Raw genomic sequence first — 15,298 nt, 5'->3', positions numbered from 1 at the left:
CGCTGTCAATCCTTCCGTACCGTCGCAGCGGTGCCGAAGTGGACCTCACCGGCGGCAATCGCCAGGCTGCGTCCATCCGCCCGCTGCATTATCAGACGACCCGCGTCGTCTATCGTTTCAAACACGCCCCCGAGCACGCCCTCCGGCGTCTGCACGCTGACCGGCGCGCCCAGTCCCGACGCACGTTCGAGCCACAGATCGCGAATGACCGCCACGCCGCGCCCCTCGTCCCAAAGCCCTACACATCGCAGCCACTCGTCCGCAAGCGCGGAAAACAGCTGTTGCGCCGACATCGCCCCGCCCATCGACAGCAGCGACGTCGCCGGATAAGGCAACCCCTCCGGCGCCGCCACGACGTTGACGCCGATGCCGACCACCACGATTCGCCGCCCCGCGTCGAGCGGCTCGCTCTCCAGCAGGATGCCGGCGAGCTTCGACCCGTCAGCCAGGATGTCGTTGGGCCATTTCAGGCTGACGCGATGCCGCAGGAACGGCGCGACACGCACGATCGCCCGCTCCAGTGCAACGCCTGCCACGAAACCGAGCGTCGCCGCAAGCGCAACCGAAGCATTGGTGGTGAGCAGCAGGCTCGCGGCCAGGTTGCCCTTCGGCGAACTCCAGGCCCGGTTCCGCCGCCCGCGACCGCCCAGCTGGTGATCGGTCACAACCCACAGCGGCCCCGGATCGCCGGCGCGGCCACTCTCCATGGCCTCCGTGCTGGTCGAGCCGTTCAACACGTCAAAAGCCGCCAGTCTCACACCGGCGGCCTCAACCTCAGACGATAAAGAGAATCGATTGTCCGGGAGCATCAGAACAACGATTTCGCAGCCACAGCCGCGGCGCCCACCAGCGGCGCGGGCAACACCCAGAACAGCAGCACGACCACGCTCGACGCGCCCAGCACCAGCTTCAGCACCGGCGTCATCGGCTCATAGGGCGCCTTCGGCTCGTCGAAGTAGATGATCTTGACGACGCGCAGATAATAGAACGCTCCCACCACGCTCGTCAGCACGCCGATGATCGCCAGCGTGTAGAGCCCCGCCTCGATCGCCGCGCCGAACACATAGAGCTTGCCGAAGAACCCGGCCCACGGCGGAATGCCGGCGAAGGAGAAGAAGATCATCGCGAAGAAAAACGCGAGCGCCGGCTGCGAGCGGGACAGGCCGGCGAGATCGTCGATCCGGTCCACATAGACGTTGCCGTTGCGCAGCGCCAGAATGCCGGCAAAGGCGCCGAGTGTCGTGGCGAGATAGATCGCCGTGTAGATCAGCACCGCCTCGACGCCCTGGGGAGTGCCCGCCGCCAGTCCGACCAGCGCGTAACCCATGTGGCCGATGGAGGAATAGGCCATCAGCCGCTTGATGCTGCGCTGGCCGATCGCCGCGAACGAGCCCAGCGCCATCGATGCCAGTGCCACGAACACGATGATCTGCTGCCACTGATCGACGATCGCCGGGAACACCCCCATCAACACGCGCACGATGAGCGCCATCGCCGCCATCTTGGGAGCCGCCGCCAGGAAGGCCGTGACGGGCGTCGGCGCGCCCTCGTACACGTCCGGCGTCCACATATGGAACGGAACCGCCGAAATCTTGAACGCCAGACCCGCGATGATGAACACCAGCCCGAAGATGAACAGCACGCCATGCCCACCGGCCAGCGCCGCGGCGATATCGGAGAAGACGATGCTGCCCGTCAGCCCGTACACCAGCGAAGAGCCGTAGAGCAGCATTCCCGACGACAGGGCGCCCAGCACGAAATACTTCAGCCCGGCTTCGGTGGAGCGCGCGTTGTCGCGGTCAAAGGCGGCGATGACGTAGATCGCAAGGCTCTGCAGCTCCAGTCCGACATAGAGAATCAGCAGGCTGTCGGCCGAAATCATCAGCAGCATGCCAAGTGTCGACAGCAGCACCAGCACCGGGAACTCGAACTTGTCGAGCCGTTCCCGCACGAAGAACTCGCGCGACATCGCGATAGCCGCCGCCGAGCCGATCAGCGCCAGCAGCTTCCAGAACCGGGCGAAACCGTCGAGAACGAACGAGCCGTTGAACGCCACGATCTTCTCCGGCCCCTGGAAGGCCACAGCAATCCCCGCCAGCACCAGCAGGACGAGCGCGAGCGCGTTGACGAGGCCGCTCGCACGGTCGCCCCTGACCGCGCCGATCAGCAACAGCGCCAACGAGCCTACGGCGAGCAGCAGTTCCGGCAGCACCACGCCAATCGCCGGGAGAGTCACGGATGTCATCGCTCTGGCCTCACTGCACGGTAACGGCTGCGGTCTTGACGAGCGCAAGCGCCGCTTCGGTAGATTTTAACAGATGCTCCGTCGCCGGAGCGAACACGTTCAGAATGTCATCGGGCCGCACGCCGTACCAGATGATGAGCAGGATCAGCGGCAAGACGGACGCAATCTCACGCCGATCGAGATCAAGGATCGACTTGAGGCTTTCCTTCTCCAGCGGCCCGAAGATCACGCGCCGGTAGAGCCACAGCGCATAGGGCGCGGACAGGATGAGGCCCGTCGCGGCGAAGAACGCAACCCAAGGATTGGCGCGGAAGGCGCCGGCGAGCGTCATGAACTCCCCGATGAAGCCGGACGTGCCCGGCAGGCCGATGTTCGCCATCGTGAAGATCATGAATGCCACCGCGTAGTGGGGCATGCGGTGCACCAACCCGCCATAGGCCGCGATCTCGCGCGTGTGCATGCGGTCGTAAATGATGCCCACGGCAAAGAACAGCGCCCCCGACACAAGGCCGTGCGAGATCATCTGGAACATCGCGCCCTGAATGCCCTGCTGGGTGAGCGTGAACAGCCCCATGGTGACGAAGCCCATGTGCGCGATGGACGAATACGCGATAAGCTTCTTGATGTCCTGCTGCGCCAGCGCCACCAGCGAGGTGTAGATAATCGCCACCACCGACAGCGCGAAGACGAGCGGCTGAAAGTAGACCGAGGCATCCGGGAACATGGGGATCGAGAAGCGGATGAAGCCGTAACCACCCATCTTCAGCATGATACCGGCCAGGATGACCGAGCCCGCCGTCGGCGCCTCGACGTGCGCATCGGGCAGCCAGGTATGCACCGGCCACATCGGCATCTTGACCGCGAACGAGGCGAAGAACGCGAGCCACAGCCAGATCTGCAGGTTCGGGTCGAATTTGAACGCCAGCAGTGTCGGAATATCGGTCGTCCCCGCCTGCCAATACATGGCAAGGATGGCGAGAAACATCAGCAGCGAGCCGAGCAGCGTGTAAAGGAAGAACTTGAAGCTGGCGTAGATGCGCCGCTTGCCGCCCCAGATTCCGATGATAAGGAACATCGGGATGAGGCCGGCCTCAAAGAACACGTAGAACAGCACCAGATCGAGCGCCACAAACACGCCGAGCAGCGTCGTTTCCAGCACGAGGAACGCCACGTAGTAGGCACGCACGCGCGAGGTGATCGAGTTCCACGAGGCCGCGATGCAAAACGGCATCAGGAAGGTGGTCAGCAGCACCAGCGGAAACGAGAACCCGTCCACGCCGAGCTTGAAGGTCACGCTTTCGGCGAGCCACGGATGCGTCTCGACAAGCTGGAAGGCTGGATCGGCTGCATCGAACCGACCCCACGCGACGAGCGAGACGACGAAGGTGATGATCGTCGTCGCCAGCGCGATGGAGCGCGCGTTCGATTGCACGGCCGCGTCGTCGCCGCGCAGTGTCAGGATGACCGCCGCGCCGACCAGTGGCAGCAGCAGCAGGCCCGAAAGGATGCCAAGGCCAAACATCAGATCGCGCCCCCGAAAATGTACCAGGTGACAAAGGCCGCGACGCCGACAAGCATCGCGAATGCGTAGTGGTAGACGTAGCCCGATTGCAGCTTGACGACACGCCCCGTCACATCGAGCACCCGCGCCGAGACGCCGTCAGGCCCGAAGCCATCGATCAGCCAGCCGTCGCCCCGCTTCCACAGGAAGTTGCCGAGCCGTTTGGCCGCGCGCACGAACAGGAAGTCGTACAGCTCGTCGATGTACCACTTGTTGAGCAGGAAGCGGTAAAGCAGCGGATTGGCGGACGCGAGCTGCTGCGGCTTCGCCGGATCCAGCACATAGAACCACAACGCGATCAGGAAGCCGGCGACCATCATCACGAACGGCGCAAGCTTCACCCACAGCGGCACCTCATGCATCTCGTGCAGGATGTGGTTGTGTTCACCCGTGAAGATCGCGCCCTTCCAGAAGGCGTCATACCCCTCGCCGATGAACGCGCCCGAGAACACGAGGCCCGCGAACAGCGCGCCCAGCGACAGCACCACCAGCGGCCCGCGCATCACCCAGGGACTTTCGTGCGGTGTATGATCGTGGCCGTGATGTTCGTCATGCGCGTGGTCATCATGCGCGTGATCGGCATGAGCATGGCTGGCATGAGCATGCCCCTCTTCGGCATCGCTCCCCCAACGCGGCTTGCCCTCGAAGGTGAGGAAGTAGAGCCGCCAGGAGTAGAACGACGTCATCAGCGCCGCGAGCACCGTCGCGATAAAGGCGAAGGTCGCGCCCGGTGCGTGCGAGGCGTAGGCCGATTCGATGATCGCGTCCTTGGAGTAGAAGCCCGCCGTGAAGGGAAAGCCCGTCAGCGCCAGCGTGCCGACGGTCATGGCCGCGGCCGTGAAGGGAATGTACTTCCGCAGGCCGCCCATCTTGCGCATGTCCTGCTCATGGTGCATCGCGTGGATCACCGAGCCGGCGCCGAGGAACAGCAGCGCCTTGAAGAAGGCGTGCGTGAACAGGTGGAACACGCCCGCACCGTAGGCGCCGACCCCGAGCGCCACGAACATGTAACCGAGCTGCGAGCAGGTCGAATAGGCGATCACGCGCTTGATGTCGTTCTGGACGAGACCGACTGTTGCCGCGAAGAAAGCCGTCACCGCGCCCACAACGATCACCACCGACGAGGCGTCCGGCGCGTATTCAAACACCGGCGACATGCGCGCGACCATGAACACGCCCGCCGTCACCATGGTGGCGGCGTGGATGAGAGCGGAAACCGGTGTCGGGCCCTCCATGGCGTCCGGCAGCCAGGTGTGCAGCAGGAACTGCGCCGACTTGCCCATCGCACCCACGAAGAGCAGCAGCGACACCAGCGTGAGCGCATGCCATTCGAAGCCGATGAAGTGGAATGTCGCGTCCTTCAGCTCACCCGTGCGCGAGAAGATGTCGCTGAACGCGACCGAATCGAACAGCACGAAGGTCAGCAGCAGGCCGAGCATGAAGCCGAAGTCACCGACGCGGTTGACGATGAAGGCCTTCATCGCTGCCGCGCAGGCCGACGGCTTTTCGTACCAGAAGCCGATCAGCAGGTAGCTCGCGAGGCCCACGCCTTCCCAACCGAAGAACATCTGCACCAGATTGTCCGCCGTCACCAGCATCAGCATGGCAAAGGTGAACAACGACAGATAGGCGAAGAAGCGCGGCCGCGACGGATCCTCGTGCATATAGCCGATGGAGTAGAGGTGCACCAGCGCCGACACGGTATTGACGACGACCAGCATCACCACGGTCAGCGTATCGATGCGGAACGCCCAGTCGACGACGAGCGAACCCGACGTGATCCAGCGCGCCACCGGCACGGTGAACGTTTCCGTGCCGAACCCCACGGAGATAAACGCTACCCACGACAAGAGCGCGGATACGAACAGCAGGGACGTGGTGACGATCTCGCTGGCGCGCGCGCCGAGAAACCGGCCGAACAGGCCCGCGACAAGGAAGCCGACAAGCGGCAGAAAGACGATTGCCTGGTACATTCGGCCTGCCCTCAGCCCTTCATCAAGTTGATATCCTCAACCGCGATGGTGCCGCGGTTGCGGAAGTAGACCACCAGAATGGCAAGCCCGATCGCCGTCTCCGCCGCCGCCACGGTCAGCACGAGAAGCGCGAAGATCTGCCCCGCGATGGTGTTGGTGAATATCGAGAATGCGACGAGGTTGATGTTCACCGCCAGCAAGATCAGCTCGATCGACATCAGGATGACGATCACGTTCTTGCGGTTGATGAAGATGCCGAACACGCCGAGCGTGAACAACACCGCCGCCACCGTGAGGTAATGAACGAGCCCGATTTCCATTTTCCCTCGCCCTCCTCAGACACCCTGCCTCGACGGCACTTTCTTCAACTCGATGACGGTCTTGTGCGAGCGTGCCACCTGCTCGGCGATATCCTGGCGCTTCACGTTCGGCTTGTGGCGCAGCGTCAGCACGATCGCGCCCACCATCGCCACCAGCAGCACGAAGCCCGCCGCCTGAAAGGCGAACAGATACTGCGTATAGAGCACCTGCCCGATGGCCTGCGTGTTCGTCACCCCCGCGGCCGGCGCATCGGCGACGGCGCCCGCCGCCACCTGCAGGCTCGCCGGATCGGCGAACAGCGTGCCCACGACCATGACGAGTTCGATGAGGAACACGATCGCCACCAGCGCACCGACAGGCAGGTATTGCAGGAAGCCCGCCTTCAACTCGGCGAAGTCCACGTCGATCATCATCACGACGAACAGGAACAACACCGCCACTGCGCCGACATAGACGACAACGAGCATCATCGCCAGAAACTCGGCGCCGATCAGGACGAAGAGGCCCGCCGCGTTGAAGAACGCGAGGATCAGGAACAGCACCGACGTCACCGGGTTACGCCCGGCGATCACCATGAACGCCGACGCGATGCAGATACCCGCAAACAGATAAAAGAAGGCCGCTGCAGCCATGCCCGGATCCCGCCTTTGTGGCCCTGTCAGCAAACTTCCGCATGATGACACAGCCGATTGATATCAAACGATAAACCCGGCGAACCGGGTTCAAATTCAGCGATAGGGCGCGTCCGCCGCGATGTTGCGGGCTATTTCCCGCTCCCAGCGCGCGCCGTTGGCCAGAAGCCGCTCCTTGTCGTAATAGAGTTCCTCGCGGGTCTCCGTCGCGAACTCGAAGTTCGGCCCCTCGACGATGGCATCGACAGGGCAGGCTTCCTGACAGAAGCCGCAGTAGATGCACTTCACCATGTCGATATCGTAACGGGTGGTGCGGCGCGTGCCGTCGTTGCGGCGCGGCCCCGCCTCGATGGTGATGGCCTGCGCCGGACAGATCGCCTCGCACAGCTTGCACGCGATGCAGCGCTCCTCCCCGTTCGGATAGCGGCGCAGCGCATGCTCGCCGCGAAACCGCGGACTGATCTGCCCCTTCTCGTAGGGGTAGTTCAACGTCGCCTTCGGCTTGAAGAAATAGCGCATCGACAGCAGAAATGCCGACACGAACTCCTTCAACAACAGCGCCCTCGCAGCCTGATCGAGCCTCATCGCCCGCCTCGCTCTTTTAATGCCGCGCACCCGTGCGCGAACCTCAACCACCGATGGCAAGGCCCATCAGAAAGCCCGCCAACGGAAACAAGATCACGGTACCGGCCAGCACCATCCGCCGGAAGCCGATGGCCCACCGTTCGAGTTCGTCTCGCGTCATGGCCACCGGTTCGTCCTCGTCGCGTTCCGCCGCGTCGAGCCACGCCTCGATGACACGGGACGCAAGCCCGTATCCGATCAACCCCATTGACAGGCCGAGAAGCCCGCCAATTACCGCCGCCTGCGGCACAACCGCCGGCAGGCTCACCCGGCTTGCGCCCAGCCAGTCAACTTCAGCACGAACGCAACCGCGATCACCATGACGAGCGAGATCGGCAGGAACACTTTCCAGCCAAGCCGCATCAACTGGTCATAGCGATAGCGCGGCACGAAAGCTTTGGTCATGGCGAACATGAAGAACACCAGCGACACCTTGATCGTGAACCACACCACGCCCGGCACCCAGGTGAACGGGGGAATGCCGATCGGCGACGTCCAGCCCCCCAGGAACAGGATCGACGTCATCGCGCACATCACCATGATCGACACATATTCGCCGAGCATGAACAGCAGGTAGGGCGTCGAGCCGTACTCGACCATGAAGCCGGCCACAAGTTCCGATTCCGCTTCCGCCAGATCGAAGGGCGGCCGGTTCGTCTCGGCGAGCGCCGAGATGAAGAAGATGACCAGCATCGGGAAAAGCGGCAGCCAGTACCAGTTCAGGAACGTCAGCCATGGCAGGCCGAGCGACGTCGCGAGCCCGTGATCCTGCTGCGCGCGCACGATCTCGTTCAGGTTGAGTGATCCCGCGCAGAGCAGCACGGTGACGATGACGAAGCCAATCGACACCTCGTAGCTGACCATCTGCGCCGCCGAACGCAGCGCACTGAGGAACGGATATTTCGAGTTCGAGGCCCAGCCGCCGATGATGATGCCGTAGACGCCGAGTGACGAAATCGCCAGGATGTAAAGTACGCCGACATTGATATCGGCGATCGCCCAGCCGTCCGCGACCGGAATCACCGCCCAGGACGCCATCGCCAACACGCAGGTGATCAGCGGCGCCAGCAGGAACAGGAACTTGTTCGAGCTGTCCGGGATCGTCGGTTCCTTGAACACGAACTTCAGCAGGTCCGCGAAGGACTGGAACAGACCATAGGGGCCGACGACGTTCGGCCCGCGCCGCAACTGCACGGCCGCCCAGATCTTGCGGTCTGCGAGCAGGATATAGGCGATGAACACCAGCAGCGCGACGAGCAGCAGCAGGCTCTTGCCGAGAATGAGCAGCACCGTGAGCAGTGTTTCCATCGATCCGCTCCTATTCCGCTGCCTGACGGGTGACGCCCAGTGCAAGCGCCGAGCATTCCGCCATGATCGCCGACGCGCGGGCAATCGGGTTTGTCAGGTAAAAGTCCGTCACGGGCGATTCGAAGCCCGCCCGCTCCACCGCGCCGCCCAGCGCCGCGAGCCGCTCGATGGCAACCGGATCGGCCGGCTCCACCGCGTCGATCCGCGCCAGATGCGGATGCGACACGAACAGCGACTGGCGCAACTGCGCGATGTTGTCGAACGGCAGCCTGTGGCCCAGCACATCCGAAAGCGCCCGGATGATCGCCCAGTCCTCTCGCGCCTGCCCCGGTGGGAACACCGCCCGGTTGGCAATCTGCGCCCGCCCTTCCGTATTGACGTAGATGCCGGACTTTTCCGTATAGGTCGCGCCGGGCAGGATGACGTCGGCGCGGTGCGCGCCCTGGTCGCCATGCGTGCCGATGTAAACCACGAACGGACCGTCCGCGACCTTGATCTCATCCGCGCCGAGCAGGAACAGCACGTCAACGCCGCCCGCTGCCTGATGGGCCGCATCAAGCCCGCCCTCGCCCGGCACGAGGCCGAGATCGAGTGAACCGACCCTCGCCGCCGCCGTATGCAGCACCGAGAACCCGTTCCAGCCGTCCTTGACGGCGCCAGCTGCCAGCGCTGCACGCGCCGCGAGCGACAGAACGCCGAGGCCGTCCGGGCGCGTCAACGCGCCCTGCCCGACGACGACGAGCGGCTTTTCGGCGTTCTTCAACACTTCCGCGAAGGAATGCGTGCCGTCGGCAACGGCCGCCAGCGTCTCGGGCCCGGCGCCGAGATAGGTGTGCGTATAGGTCAGGTCGACCGGCTCGCCTATCACGCCGACCGACAGGTTGCCGCCCCGCCAGCGCTCGCGGAGGCGCGCATTCAGCACAGCCGCCTCGCGGCGCGGGTTGGTGCCGACGAGCAGCACTGCATCCGCCTCGTGCACGCCCGCGATGGTGGCGTTGAAGATGTAGCTTGCGCGCCCGAGAATAGGGTCGAGCACGGTGCCGTCCTGCCGCCCGTCGATGTTGGGCGAGCCGAGCCGCTGTAGCAGCGATTTCAGCGCGAAGCTCTCCTCGGCTGCCGCGAGATCGCCGACGATGGCGCCAATCCGGTCAGCCGCCGCCGCTTTTACCTTCTCGGCCACGCGCGCGAAGGCTTCCTGCCAGGTGGCCGGGCGCAGCCGGCCATTGTCGCGCACGTAGGGCTGGTCGAGGCGCTGCGTCTTCAGCCCGTCCCAGATGAAGCGGGTCTTGTCGGAAATCCATTCCTCATTGATGGCCTCGTTCACACGCGGCATCACGCGCATCACCTCGCGCCCGCGCGCATCGACCCGGATGGATGAGCCCAGCGCGTCCATCACGTCGATGGATTCGGTCTTGAGCAGTTCCCAGGGGCGCGCCTTGAACATGTAGGGCTTCGAGGTCAGCGCGCCGACGGGGCACAGGTCGATGACGTTGCCCTGCAGCTCCGACCGCATCGCGCTTTCGAGATAGGTCGTGATCTCCATGTCCTCACCGCGCCCGATAGCGCCGAGGTCCGGCACACCCGCCACTTCCGTGACGAAGCGAACGCAGCGCGTGCAGTGGATGCAGCGGTTCATGGAGGTGCGAACCAGCGGGCCGATATACTTGTTCTCGACCGCACGCTTGTTCTCGGCAAAACGGCTCGAATCGACGCCGTAAGCCATCGCCTGGTCCTGCAGATCGCACTCGCCACCCTGATCGCAGATCGGACAATCGAGCGGATGATTGATGAGCAGGAACTCCATCACGCCCTCGCGGGCCTTCTTCACCATCGGCGATCCGGTGAGGACCACCGGCGGCTCGCCGTTGGGGCCGGGGCGCAGGTCGCGCACGTTCATGGCGCAGGAGGCCGTGGGCTTGGGCGGGCCGCCCTTCACCTCGACGAGGCACATGCGGCAGTTGCCGGCGATCGAGAGCCGCTCGTGGAAGCAGAAGCGCGGCACTTCCGCGCCCGCCGCCTCGCACGCCTGCAGCAGCGTGTACTCCGCCGGGACGTCGATCTCCTTGCCGTCTACGATGAGCTTTGCCATCGACCTTTCCCTTATTCCGCCGCCACCAGCACCGGCTCGCCATGCGGATTGGCCGCATAGTCGTCGATGCGCTTCTCGATCTCGTGGCGGAAATGCCGGATCAATCCCTGGATGGGCCACGCCGCTGCATCGCCCAGCGCGCAGATCGTGTGGCCTTCGACGCGCGTCGTCACGTCGAGCAGCAGGTCGATCTCGCGCTTCTGTGCCCTGCCCTCGGCCATGCGCGAAATCACGCGCCACATCCAGCCCGTGCCCTCACGGCAAGGGGTGCACTGGCCGCAGCTCTCGTGCTTGTAGAACGCCGAGATGCGAGCGATCGCCCGCACGACGTCGGTCGACTTGTCCATCACGACCACCGCCGCCGTGCCGAGACCGGTCTTCATGGCACGCAGCGTATCGAAGTCCATCGGCGCGTCGATGATCTGCTCGGCCGGCACGAGCGGCACCGAGACGCCGCCGGGGATGACAGCGAGCAGGTTATCCCAGCCGCCCCGGATGCCGCCGCAATGGCGGTCGATCAGCTCGCGGAACGTGAGGCCCATCGCCTCTTCCACATTGCAGGGCGTGTTCACGTGCCCCGACACACAGAAGAGCTTCGTGCCCGCGTTGTTCGGCCGCCCGATGCCCGAGAACCACGCCGCGCCCCGGCGCAGGATGGTGCCAGCAACCGCGATCGACTCGACGTTGTTGACCGTCGTCGGGCAGCCATAGAGCCCCATGTTGGCCGGGAACGGCGGCTTGAGGCGCGGCATGCCCTTCTTGCCCTCAAGGCTTTCGAGCAGCGCAGTCTCCTCGCCGCAGATATAGGCACCCGCACCGTGATGAACATAAATATCAAAGGGATAGCCGTGGATGTTATCCTTGCCCACGAGCTTGGCCTCGTAAGCCTCGTCGACGGCCTTCTGCAGCGCGATGCGCTCCGCGATATATTCGCCGCGCAGATAGACATAGGCAGCGTGGGCACCCATGGCGAAGGACGCAATCATGCAGCCCTCGATCAGCAGATGCGGATCGTGGCGCAGAATCTCGCGGTCCTTGCAGGTGCCGGGCTCAGACTCGTCGGCGTTCACGACGAGATAATGCGGCCTGCCGTCCGACTTCTTCGGCATGAACGACCATTTGAGGCCGGTCGAGAAGCCGGCGCCGCCGCGCCCGCGCAGGCCCGACGCCTTCATCTCGTTGATGATCCAGTCACGGCCCTTTTCCAGCAGGAACTTCGTGCCGTCCCAGTTGCCGCGCTTCAGCGCTTCCGTCAGGCCCGGGCTATGGCGGCCGTAAAGGTTGGTGAAGATGCGATCCCTGTCAGCCAACATCGCGCTCACCCTTTCGTCTTGTCATCGGCCGCACGGTCCGCGGCTTTCGGCGCCGTATCGGGAGCTGCAGCCTGCTGGCTCTCGGGCTTGATCGGTTCCTTGCCCTCGGCCACACGGTGAGCCGGCGTATCCGCCACCTGCTCGCCGGCGCGCGTCGTCGCAGGCTTGGCCGGCTCCGGCACCGCCGCCTCGCGCGCGGCAAGAGCTGCCTTCTCAGCGGCCGCCTTTTCCTCCGCCGCCTTGGCCGCGGCCTCGGCACGCGCGCGCGCCTCCTCTTCCTCGAAGCGCTTGCGCCAGCTACCCACCACCGAGCCGTCGTAGAGCGACGGCTCAAGCAGCGTATTAATCGCATTCAGCGGCTCGGAGGCCACGCGCCCGTTCTGCGGCCCGGGCTTCACCGGACGGCCCGCAGCGAGATCGTCGAGCAGCTTGTTGAAGCTCTCCGGCGTCAGATCCTCGTAGTAGTCGTTGTTGATCTGCACCATCGGCGCGTTGCAGCAGGCGCCGAGGCATTCCACCTCCAGCCACGAGAACAGCCCGTCCTCGGTGACGTGACCCTGATGGCCGACACGCTGTTCCAGCACGTCCTGAATGTCCTGCGCGCCGCGCAGCCGGCACGGCGTCGTGCCGCAGAACTGGATGAAATAGCGCCCGACCGGCTGCAGGTTGAACATGGTGTAGAAGGTAGCGACCTCCAGCACCCGGATGTAGGGCATCTTCAGCAGGTCGGCGATGGTGCGGATTGCCGGCTCGGAAACCCAGCCGCCACCCTGCTCCTGCGCCTTCCACAGCAGCGAGATCACGGCCGAGGCCTGACGCCCCTCCGGGTACTTGGCGATGATCCGCTCAGCCCAAGCCGTATTCTCCGGCGTGAAGGCGAAGCCTTCCGGCTGAATTTCCTTTGGCGCTAGCCTGCGAACGGACATACCGTCACCCACTTCCTTGATCGCGTGAGAAACTCAGCGATCCACCTCACCGAACACGATATCGATCGAACCGAGGATTGCCGAGACATCGGCCAGCATGTGGCCCTTGCACAGGAAATCCATGGCTTGCAGATGCGCGAAGCCCGGCGCGCGGATTTTGCAGCGGTAAGGCTTGTTGGTGCCGTCCGCCACCAGATAGACGCCGAACTCGCCCTTCGGCGCTTCAACCGCCGCGTAGACATCGCCGGCAGGCACGTGGAAGCCTTCCGTGAACAGCTTGAAATGATGGATGAGCGCTTCCATCGAGCGCTTCATCTCGCCGCGCTTGGGCGCCACCACCTTGTGGTCCGCGCTGGACACGGGCCCCTGCCCGGCCGGCTCGCGCAGCTTGGCGATGCACTGGCGCATGATGCGCACGGACTGGCGCATCTCCTCCATGCGGATCACCTGCCGGTCATAGCAGTCGCCGTTCTTGCCGATGGGGATGTCGAACTCCATCTCCTCGTAGCATTCATAGGGCTGTGCCCGACGCAGATCCCAAGCCGCGCCGGAGCCGCGCACCATCACGCCCGAGAAGCCCCACGCCCAGCAGTCCTCCAGCGAGACGACGCCGATATCGACGTTGCGCTGCTTGAAAATGCGGTTGGGGAGCACGAGGTCTTCGAGATCGTCACAGACCTTCAGGAACGGATCGCAGAATGCCTCGATATCGTCGATGAGATCGAGCGGGAGATCCTGATGCACGCCGCCCGGGCGGAAATAGTTGGCGTGGAGACGCGCGCCACAGGCCCGCTCGTAGAAGATCATCAGCTTCTCGCGCTCCTCGAACCCCCACAGCGGCGGGGTGAGGGCGCCGACGTCCATCGCCTGCGTGGTGAAGTTCAGCAGATGCGCCAGAATGCGGCCGATCTCGGAATACAGTACCCGGATGAGCTGGCCGCGGCGCGGCACCTCGATGCCGAGGAGTTTCTCGACCGCGAGCACGAAGGCGTGCTCCTGATTCATCGGCGCAACGTAATCGAGCCGGTCGAAATAAGGCGTCGCCTGCAGGTAGGTCTTGTACTCGATCAGCTTCTCGGTGCCGCGATGCAGCAGGCCGATATGCGGATCGACCCGCTCCACGACCTCGCCGTCAAGCTCCAGCACGAGCCGCAGCACGCCGTGCGCCGCCGGGTGCTGCGGGCCGAAGTTGATGTTGAAGGTGCGAACGTCCGCCTCAGCCATGATTTCCGTCCTGACCGCCCGTGAAGAAAGCGATCGTTTCCGCTTCCGTCATCTTCTCCGTCTCGTTCGCGAGGGCGTAATAATCCGGCTTCACGTCGTAGAATATCTCGCTCGTCAGCCGCATGCCGTCATGTTCGCCGAAAGCCGCCACCGCGACCGCGTTATGGGCGCCGTCTTTCTGCCGCCAGAACAGGGACGAGCCGCATTCGCGGCAGAAGCCGCGCTCGCCCCACTCCGACGAATCGTAGATGCCGAGGGCGTCGCCCTTCACCATCGTGAGTTCGCCGCAGCGGCGTGCGAACCAGATGCCGCCCGACCAGCGCTGGCACATCGAACAATGACAGACGCCCGCCTCGTCGTTCTCCGGCACGGCCGTGAACTCAACCGCGCCGCACAGGCACCGGGCATTCAGGACAGCGTGACTCATGACGGCTTGCCTCCCGCCTTTTCGTCGCCCGGCAGCACATAGTCCGGCCCTTCCCACGGCGACAGGAAGTCGAAGGTCCGGAACTCCTGCACCAGCTTCACGGGCTCGTAGACGACGCGCTTCTTCTCGTCGTCGTAGCGCACCTCGACGTAACCGGTGAGCGGAAAATCCTTGCGCAGGGGGTGCCCCTCGAAACCATAGTCCGTCAGCAGGCGTCGCAGGTCCGGATGATCCGCGAACAGCACGCCGTAGAGATCGTAGGTCTCGCGCTCGTACCAGTCGGCGGCGGGAAACACGCCCACGGCGCTGGGAACCGGCGAGAACTCGTCCGTCTGCACCTTCACCCTGATTCGCCGGTTATGGCGCGGCGACAGCAGGTGATAGACGACGTCGAAGCGCTCGTCGCGGTCGGGATAGTCCACGCCGCAGATATCGGTAAAATTGATGTAGAGGTTCGCCGGATCGTCGCGCAGGAAAGTCAGCACCGCGACAATGGCTTCGCGCTTCGCCAGCACCGTCAGCTCGCCGTAGGCGACGAGCGTGCCCGTCACCGCGTCGGGAAGCGCAGCGGCAATAGCAGCCGCATGCTGCTCCAGCGGGGAGAGCAGTGGCCCCGTCTCCTGCACCTTGTCCTCGGTATCTGCGCTCATCGCGA

14 protein-coding genes and 1 pseudogene are annotated in these 15,298 nt (G+C 64.4%); all 15 read right to left on the bottom strand.

Features of this window, described 5'->3' with window-relative positions:
• Window positions 1-5: 5 nt before the first annotated feature.
• Window positions 6-809 (bottom strand): biotin--[acetyl-CoA-carboxylase] ligase, encoded by an 804-nt coding sequence (locus FHS82_RS03380; RefSeq protein ID WP_166948668.1) that lies wholly within the window; start codon window positions 807-809, stop codon window positions 6-8.
• Entirely contained in the window at window positions 809-2,245 is a 1,437-nt protein-coding gene (gene nuoN, locus FHS82_RS03375) for an NADH-quinone oxidoreductase subunit NuoN (RefSeq protein ID WP_166948667.1), read from the bottom strand. The genes FHS82_RS03380 and nuoN overlap by 1 nt, the downstream gene beginning before the upstream one ends.
• A gap of 10 nt (window positions 2,246-2,255) precedes the next feature.
• Window positions 2,256-3,767 (bottom strand): NADH-quinone oxidoreductase subunit M, encoded by a 1,512-nt coding sequence (locus FHS82_RS03370; protein WP_166948666.1) that lies wholly within the window; start codon window positions 3,765-3,767, stop codon window positions 2,256-2,258.
• Window positions 3,767-5,779 carry an NADH-quinone oxidoreductase subunit L gene (gene nuoL / locus FHS82_RS03365; protein WP_166948665.1) on the bottom strand — a complete coding sequence of 671 codons (2,013 nt, stop codon included), beginning with the start codon at window positions 5,777-5,779 and terminating at the stop codon, window positions 3,767-3,769. The genes FHS82_RS03370 and nuoL overlap by 1 nt, the downstream gene beginning before the upstream one ends.
• Window positions 5,780-5,790: 11 nt before the next feature.
• Window positions 5,791-6,099, bottom strand: coding sequence for an NADH-quinone oxidoreductase subunit NuoK (nuoK, locus tag FHS82_RS03360; RefSeq protein WP_166948664.1), 309 nt, complete (start codon window positions 6,097-6,099; stop codon window positions 5,791-5,793).
• Window positions 6,100-6,114: 15 nt separating this feature from the next.
• On the bottom strand, window positions 6,115-6,732 hold the full coding sequence (locus tag FHS82_RS03355; protein ID WP_166948663.1) for an NADH-quinone oxidoreductase subunit J: 618 nt from the start codon (window positions 6,730-6,732) through the stop codon (window positions 6,115-6,117).
• A 96-nt stretch (window positions 6,733-6,828) separates the two neighbouring features.
• Window positions 6,829-7,317, bottom strand: coding sequence for an NADH-quinone oxidoreductase subunit NuoI (gene nuoI / locus FHS82_RS03350; protein ID WP_166948661.1), 489 nt, complete (start codon window positions 7,315-7,317; stop codon window positions 6,829-6,831).
• Window positions 7,318-7,360: 43 nt separating this feature from the next.
• The gene (locus FHS82_RS03345) at window positions 7,361-7,624 is read right to left on the bottom strand and encodes a hypothetical protein (RefSeq protein WP_166948659.1); all 264 of its coding nucleotides are present in this window, start codon (window positions 7,622-7,624) and stop codon (window positions 7,361-7,363) included.
• The gene (gene nuoH, locus FHS82_RS03340) at window positions 7,621-8,664 is read right to left on the bottom strand and encodes an NADH-quinone oxidoreductase subunit NuoH (protein WP_166948657.1); all 1,044 of its coding nucleotides are present in this window, start codon (window positions 8,662-8,664) and stop codon (window positions 7,621-7,623) included. Before nuoH ends, FHS82_RS03345 begins: the two co-directional genes overlap by 4 nt.
• A gap of 10 nt (window positions 8,665-8,674) precedes the next feature.
• Entirely contained in the window at window positions 8,675-10,753 is a 2,079-nt protein-coding gene (nuoG, locus tag FHS82_RS03335) for an NADH-quinone oxidoreductase subunit NuoG (RefSeq protein WP_166948647.1), read from the bottom strand.
• Between the two features lie 11 nt (window positions 10,754-10,764).
• Window positions 10,765-12,066 carry an NADH-quinone oxidoreductase subunit NuoF gene (nuoF, locus tag FHS82_RS03330; protein WP_166948644.1) on the bottom strand — a complete coding sequence of 434 codons (1,302 nt, stop codon included), beginning with the start codon at window positions 12,064-12,066 and terminating at the stop codon, window positions 10,765-10,767.
• 20 nt (window positions 12,067-12,086) lie between these two features.
• Window positions 12,087-12,992 (bottom strand): annotated as a pseudogene (gene nuoE / locus FHS82_RS03325) (NADH-quinone oxidoreductase subunit NuoE); the annotation flags it as partial.
• Between the two features lie 33 nt (window positions 12,993-13,025).
• Complete coding sequence (locus tag FHS82_RS03320) at window positions 13,026-14,216, bottom strand: NADH-quinone oxidoreductase subunit D (protein WP_166948637.1); 1,191 nt, start codon at window positions 14,214-14,216, stop codon at window positions 13,026-13,028.
• Complete coding sequence (locus tag FHS82_RS03315) at window positions 14,209-14,643, bottom strand: GFA family protein (protein ID WP_166948634.1); 435 nt, start codon at window positions 14,641-14,643, stop codon at window positions 14,209-14,211. Before FHS82_RS03315 ends, FHS82_RS03320 begins: the two co-directional genes overlap by 8 nt.
• Window positions 14,640-15,293, bottom strand: coding sequence for an NADH-quinone oxidoreductase subunit C (locus tag FHS82_RS03310; protein WP_166948631.1), 654 nt, complete (start codon window positions 15,291-15,293; stop codon window positions 14,640-14,642). Before FHS82_RS03310 ends, FHS82_RS03315 begins: the two co-directional genes overlap by 4 nt.
• Between the last annotated feature and the right edge of the window lie 5 nt (window positions 15,294-15,298).

This window comes from Pseudochelatococcus lubricantis (assembly GCF_011762225.1).
Classification (GTDB): domain Bacteria; phylum Pseudomonadota; class Alphaproteobacteria; order Rhizobiales; family Beijerinckiaceae; genus Pseudochelatococcus; species Pseudochelatococcus lubricantis.
Note: the sequence above shows the minus strand (reverse complement) of the source record. Positions and strands in the feature narration are given on the sequence as shown.

Coding starts and splice junctions, on each gene's coding strand:
- FHS82_RS03380 (WP_166948668.1), bottom strand. CDS start 809: ATGCTCCCGGACAATCGATTCTCTTTATCGTCTGAGGTTGAGGCCGCC.
- FHS82_RS03315 (WP_166948634.1), bottom strand. CDS start 14,643: ATGAGTCACGCTGTCCTGAATGCCCGGTGCCTGTGCGGCGCGGTTGAG.
- nuoL (WP_166948665.1), bottom strand. CDS start 5,779: ATGTACCAGGCAATCGTCTTTCTGCCGCTTGTCGGCTTCCTTGTCGCG.
- nuoF (WP_166948644.1), bottom strand. CDS start 12,066: ATGTTGGCTGACAGGGATCGCATCTTCACCAACCTTTACGGCCGCCAT.
- nuoI (WP_166948661.1), bottom strand. CDS start 7,317: ATGAGGCTCGATCAGGCTGCGAGGGCGCTGTTGTTGAAGGAGTTCGTG.
- nuoH (WP_166948657.1), bottom strand. CDS start 8,664: ATGGAAACACTGCTCACGGTGCTGCTCATTCTCGGCAAGAGCCTGCTG.
- FHS82_RS03310 (WP_166948631.1), bottom strand. CDS start 15,293: ATGAGCGCAGATACCGAGGACAAGGTGCAGGAGACGGGGCCACTGCTC.
- FHS82_RS03370 (WP_166948666.1), bottom strand. CDS start 3,767: ATGTTTGGCCTTGGCATCCTTTCGGGCCTGCTGCTGCTGCCACTGGTC.
- nuoN (WP_166948667.1), bottom strand. CDS start 2,245: ATGACATCCGTGACTCTCCCGGCGATTGGCGTGGTGCTGCCGGAACTG.
- nuoK (WP_166948664.1), bottom strand. CDS start 6,099: ATGGAAATCGGGCTCGTTCATTACCTCACGGTGGCGGCGGTGTTGTTC.
- FHS82_RS03355 (WP_166948663.1), bottom strand. CDS start 6,732: ATGGCTGCAGCGGCCTTCTTTTATCTGTTTGCGGGTATCTGCATCGCG.
- nuoG (WP_166948647.1), bottom strand. CDS start 10,753: ATGGCAAAGCTCATCGTAGACGGCAAGGAGATCGACGTCCCGGCGGAG.
- FHS82_RS03320 (WP_166948637.1), bottom strand. CDS start 14,216: ATGGCTGAGGCGGACGTTCGCACCTTCAACATCAACTTCGGCCCGCAG.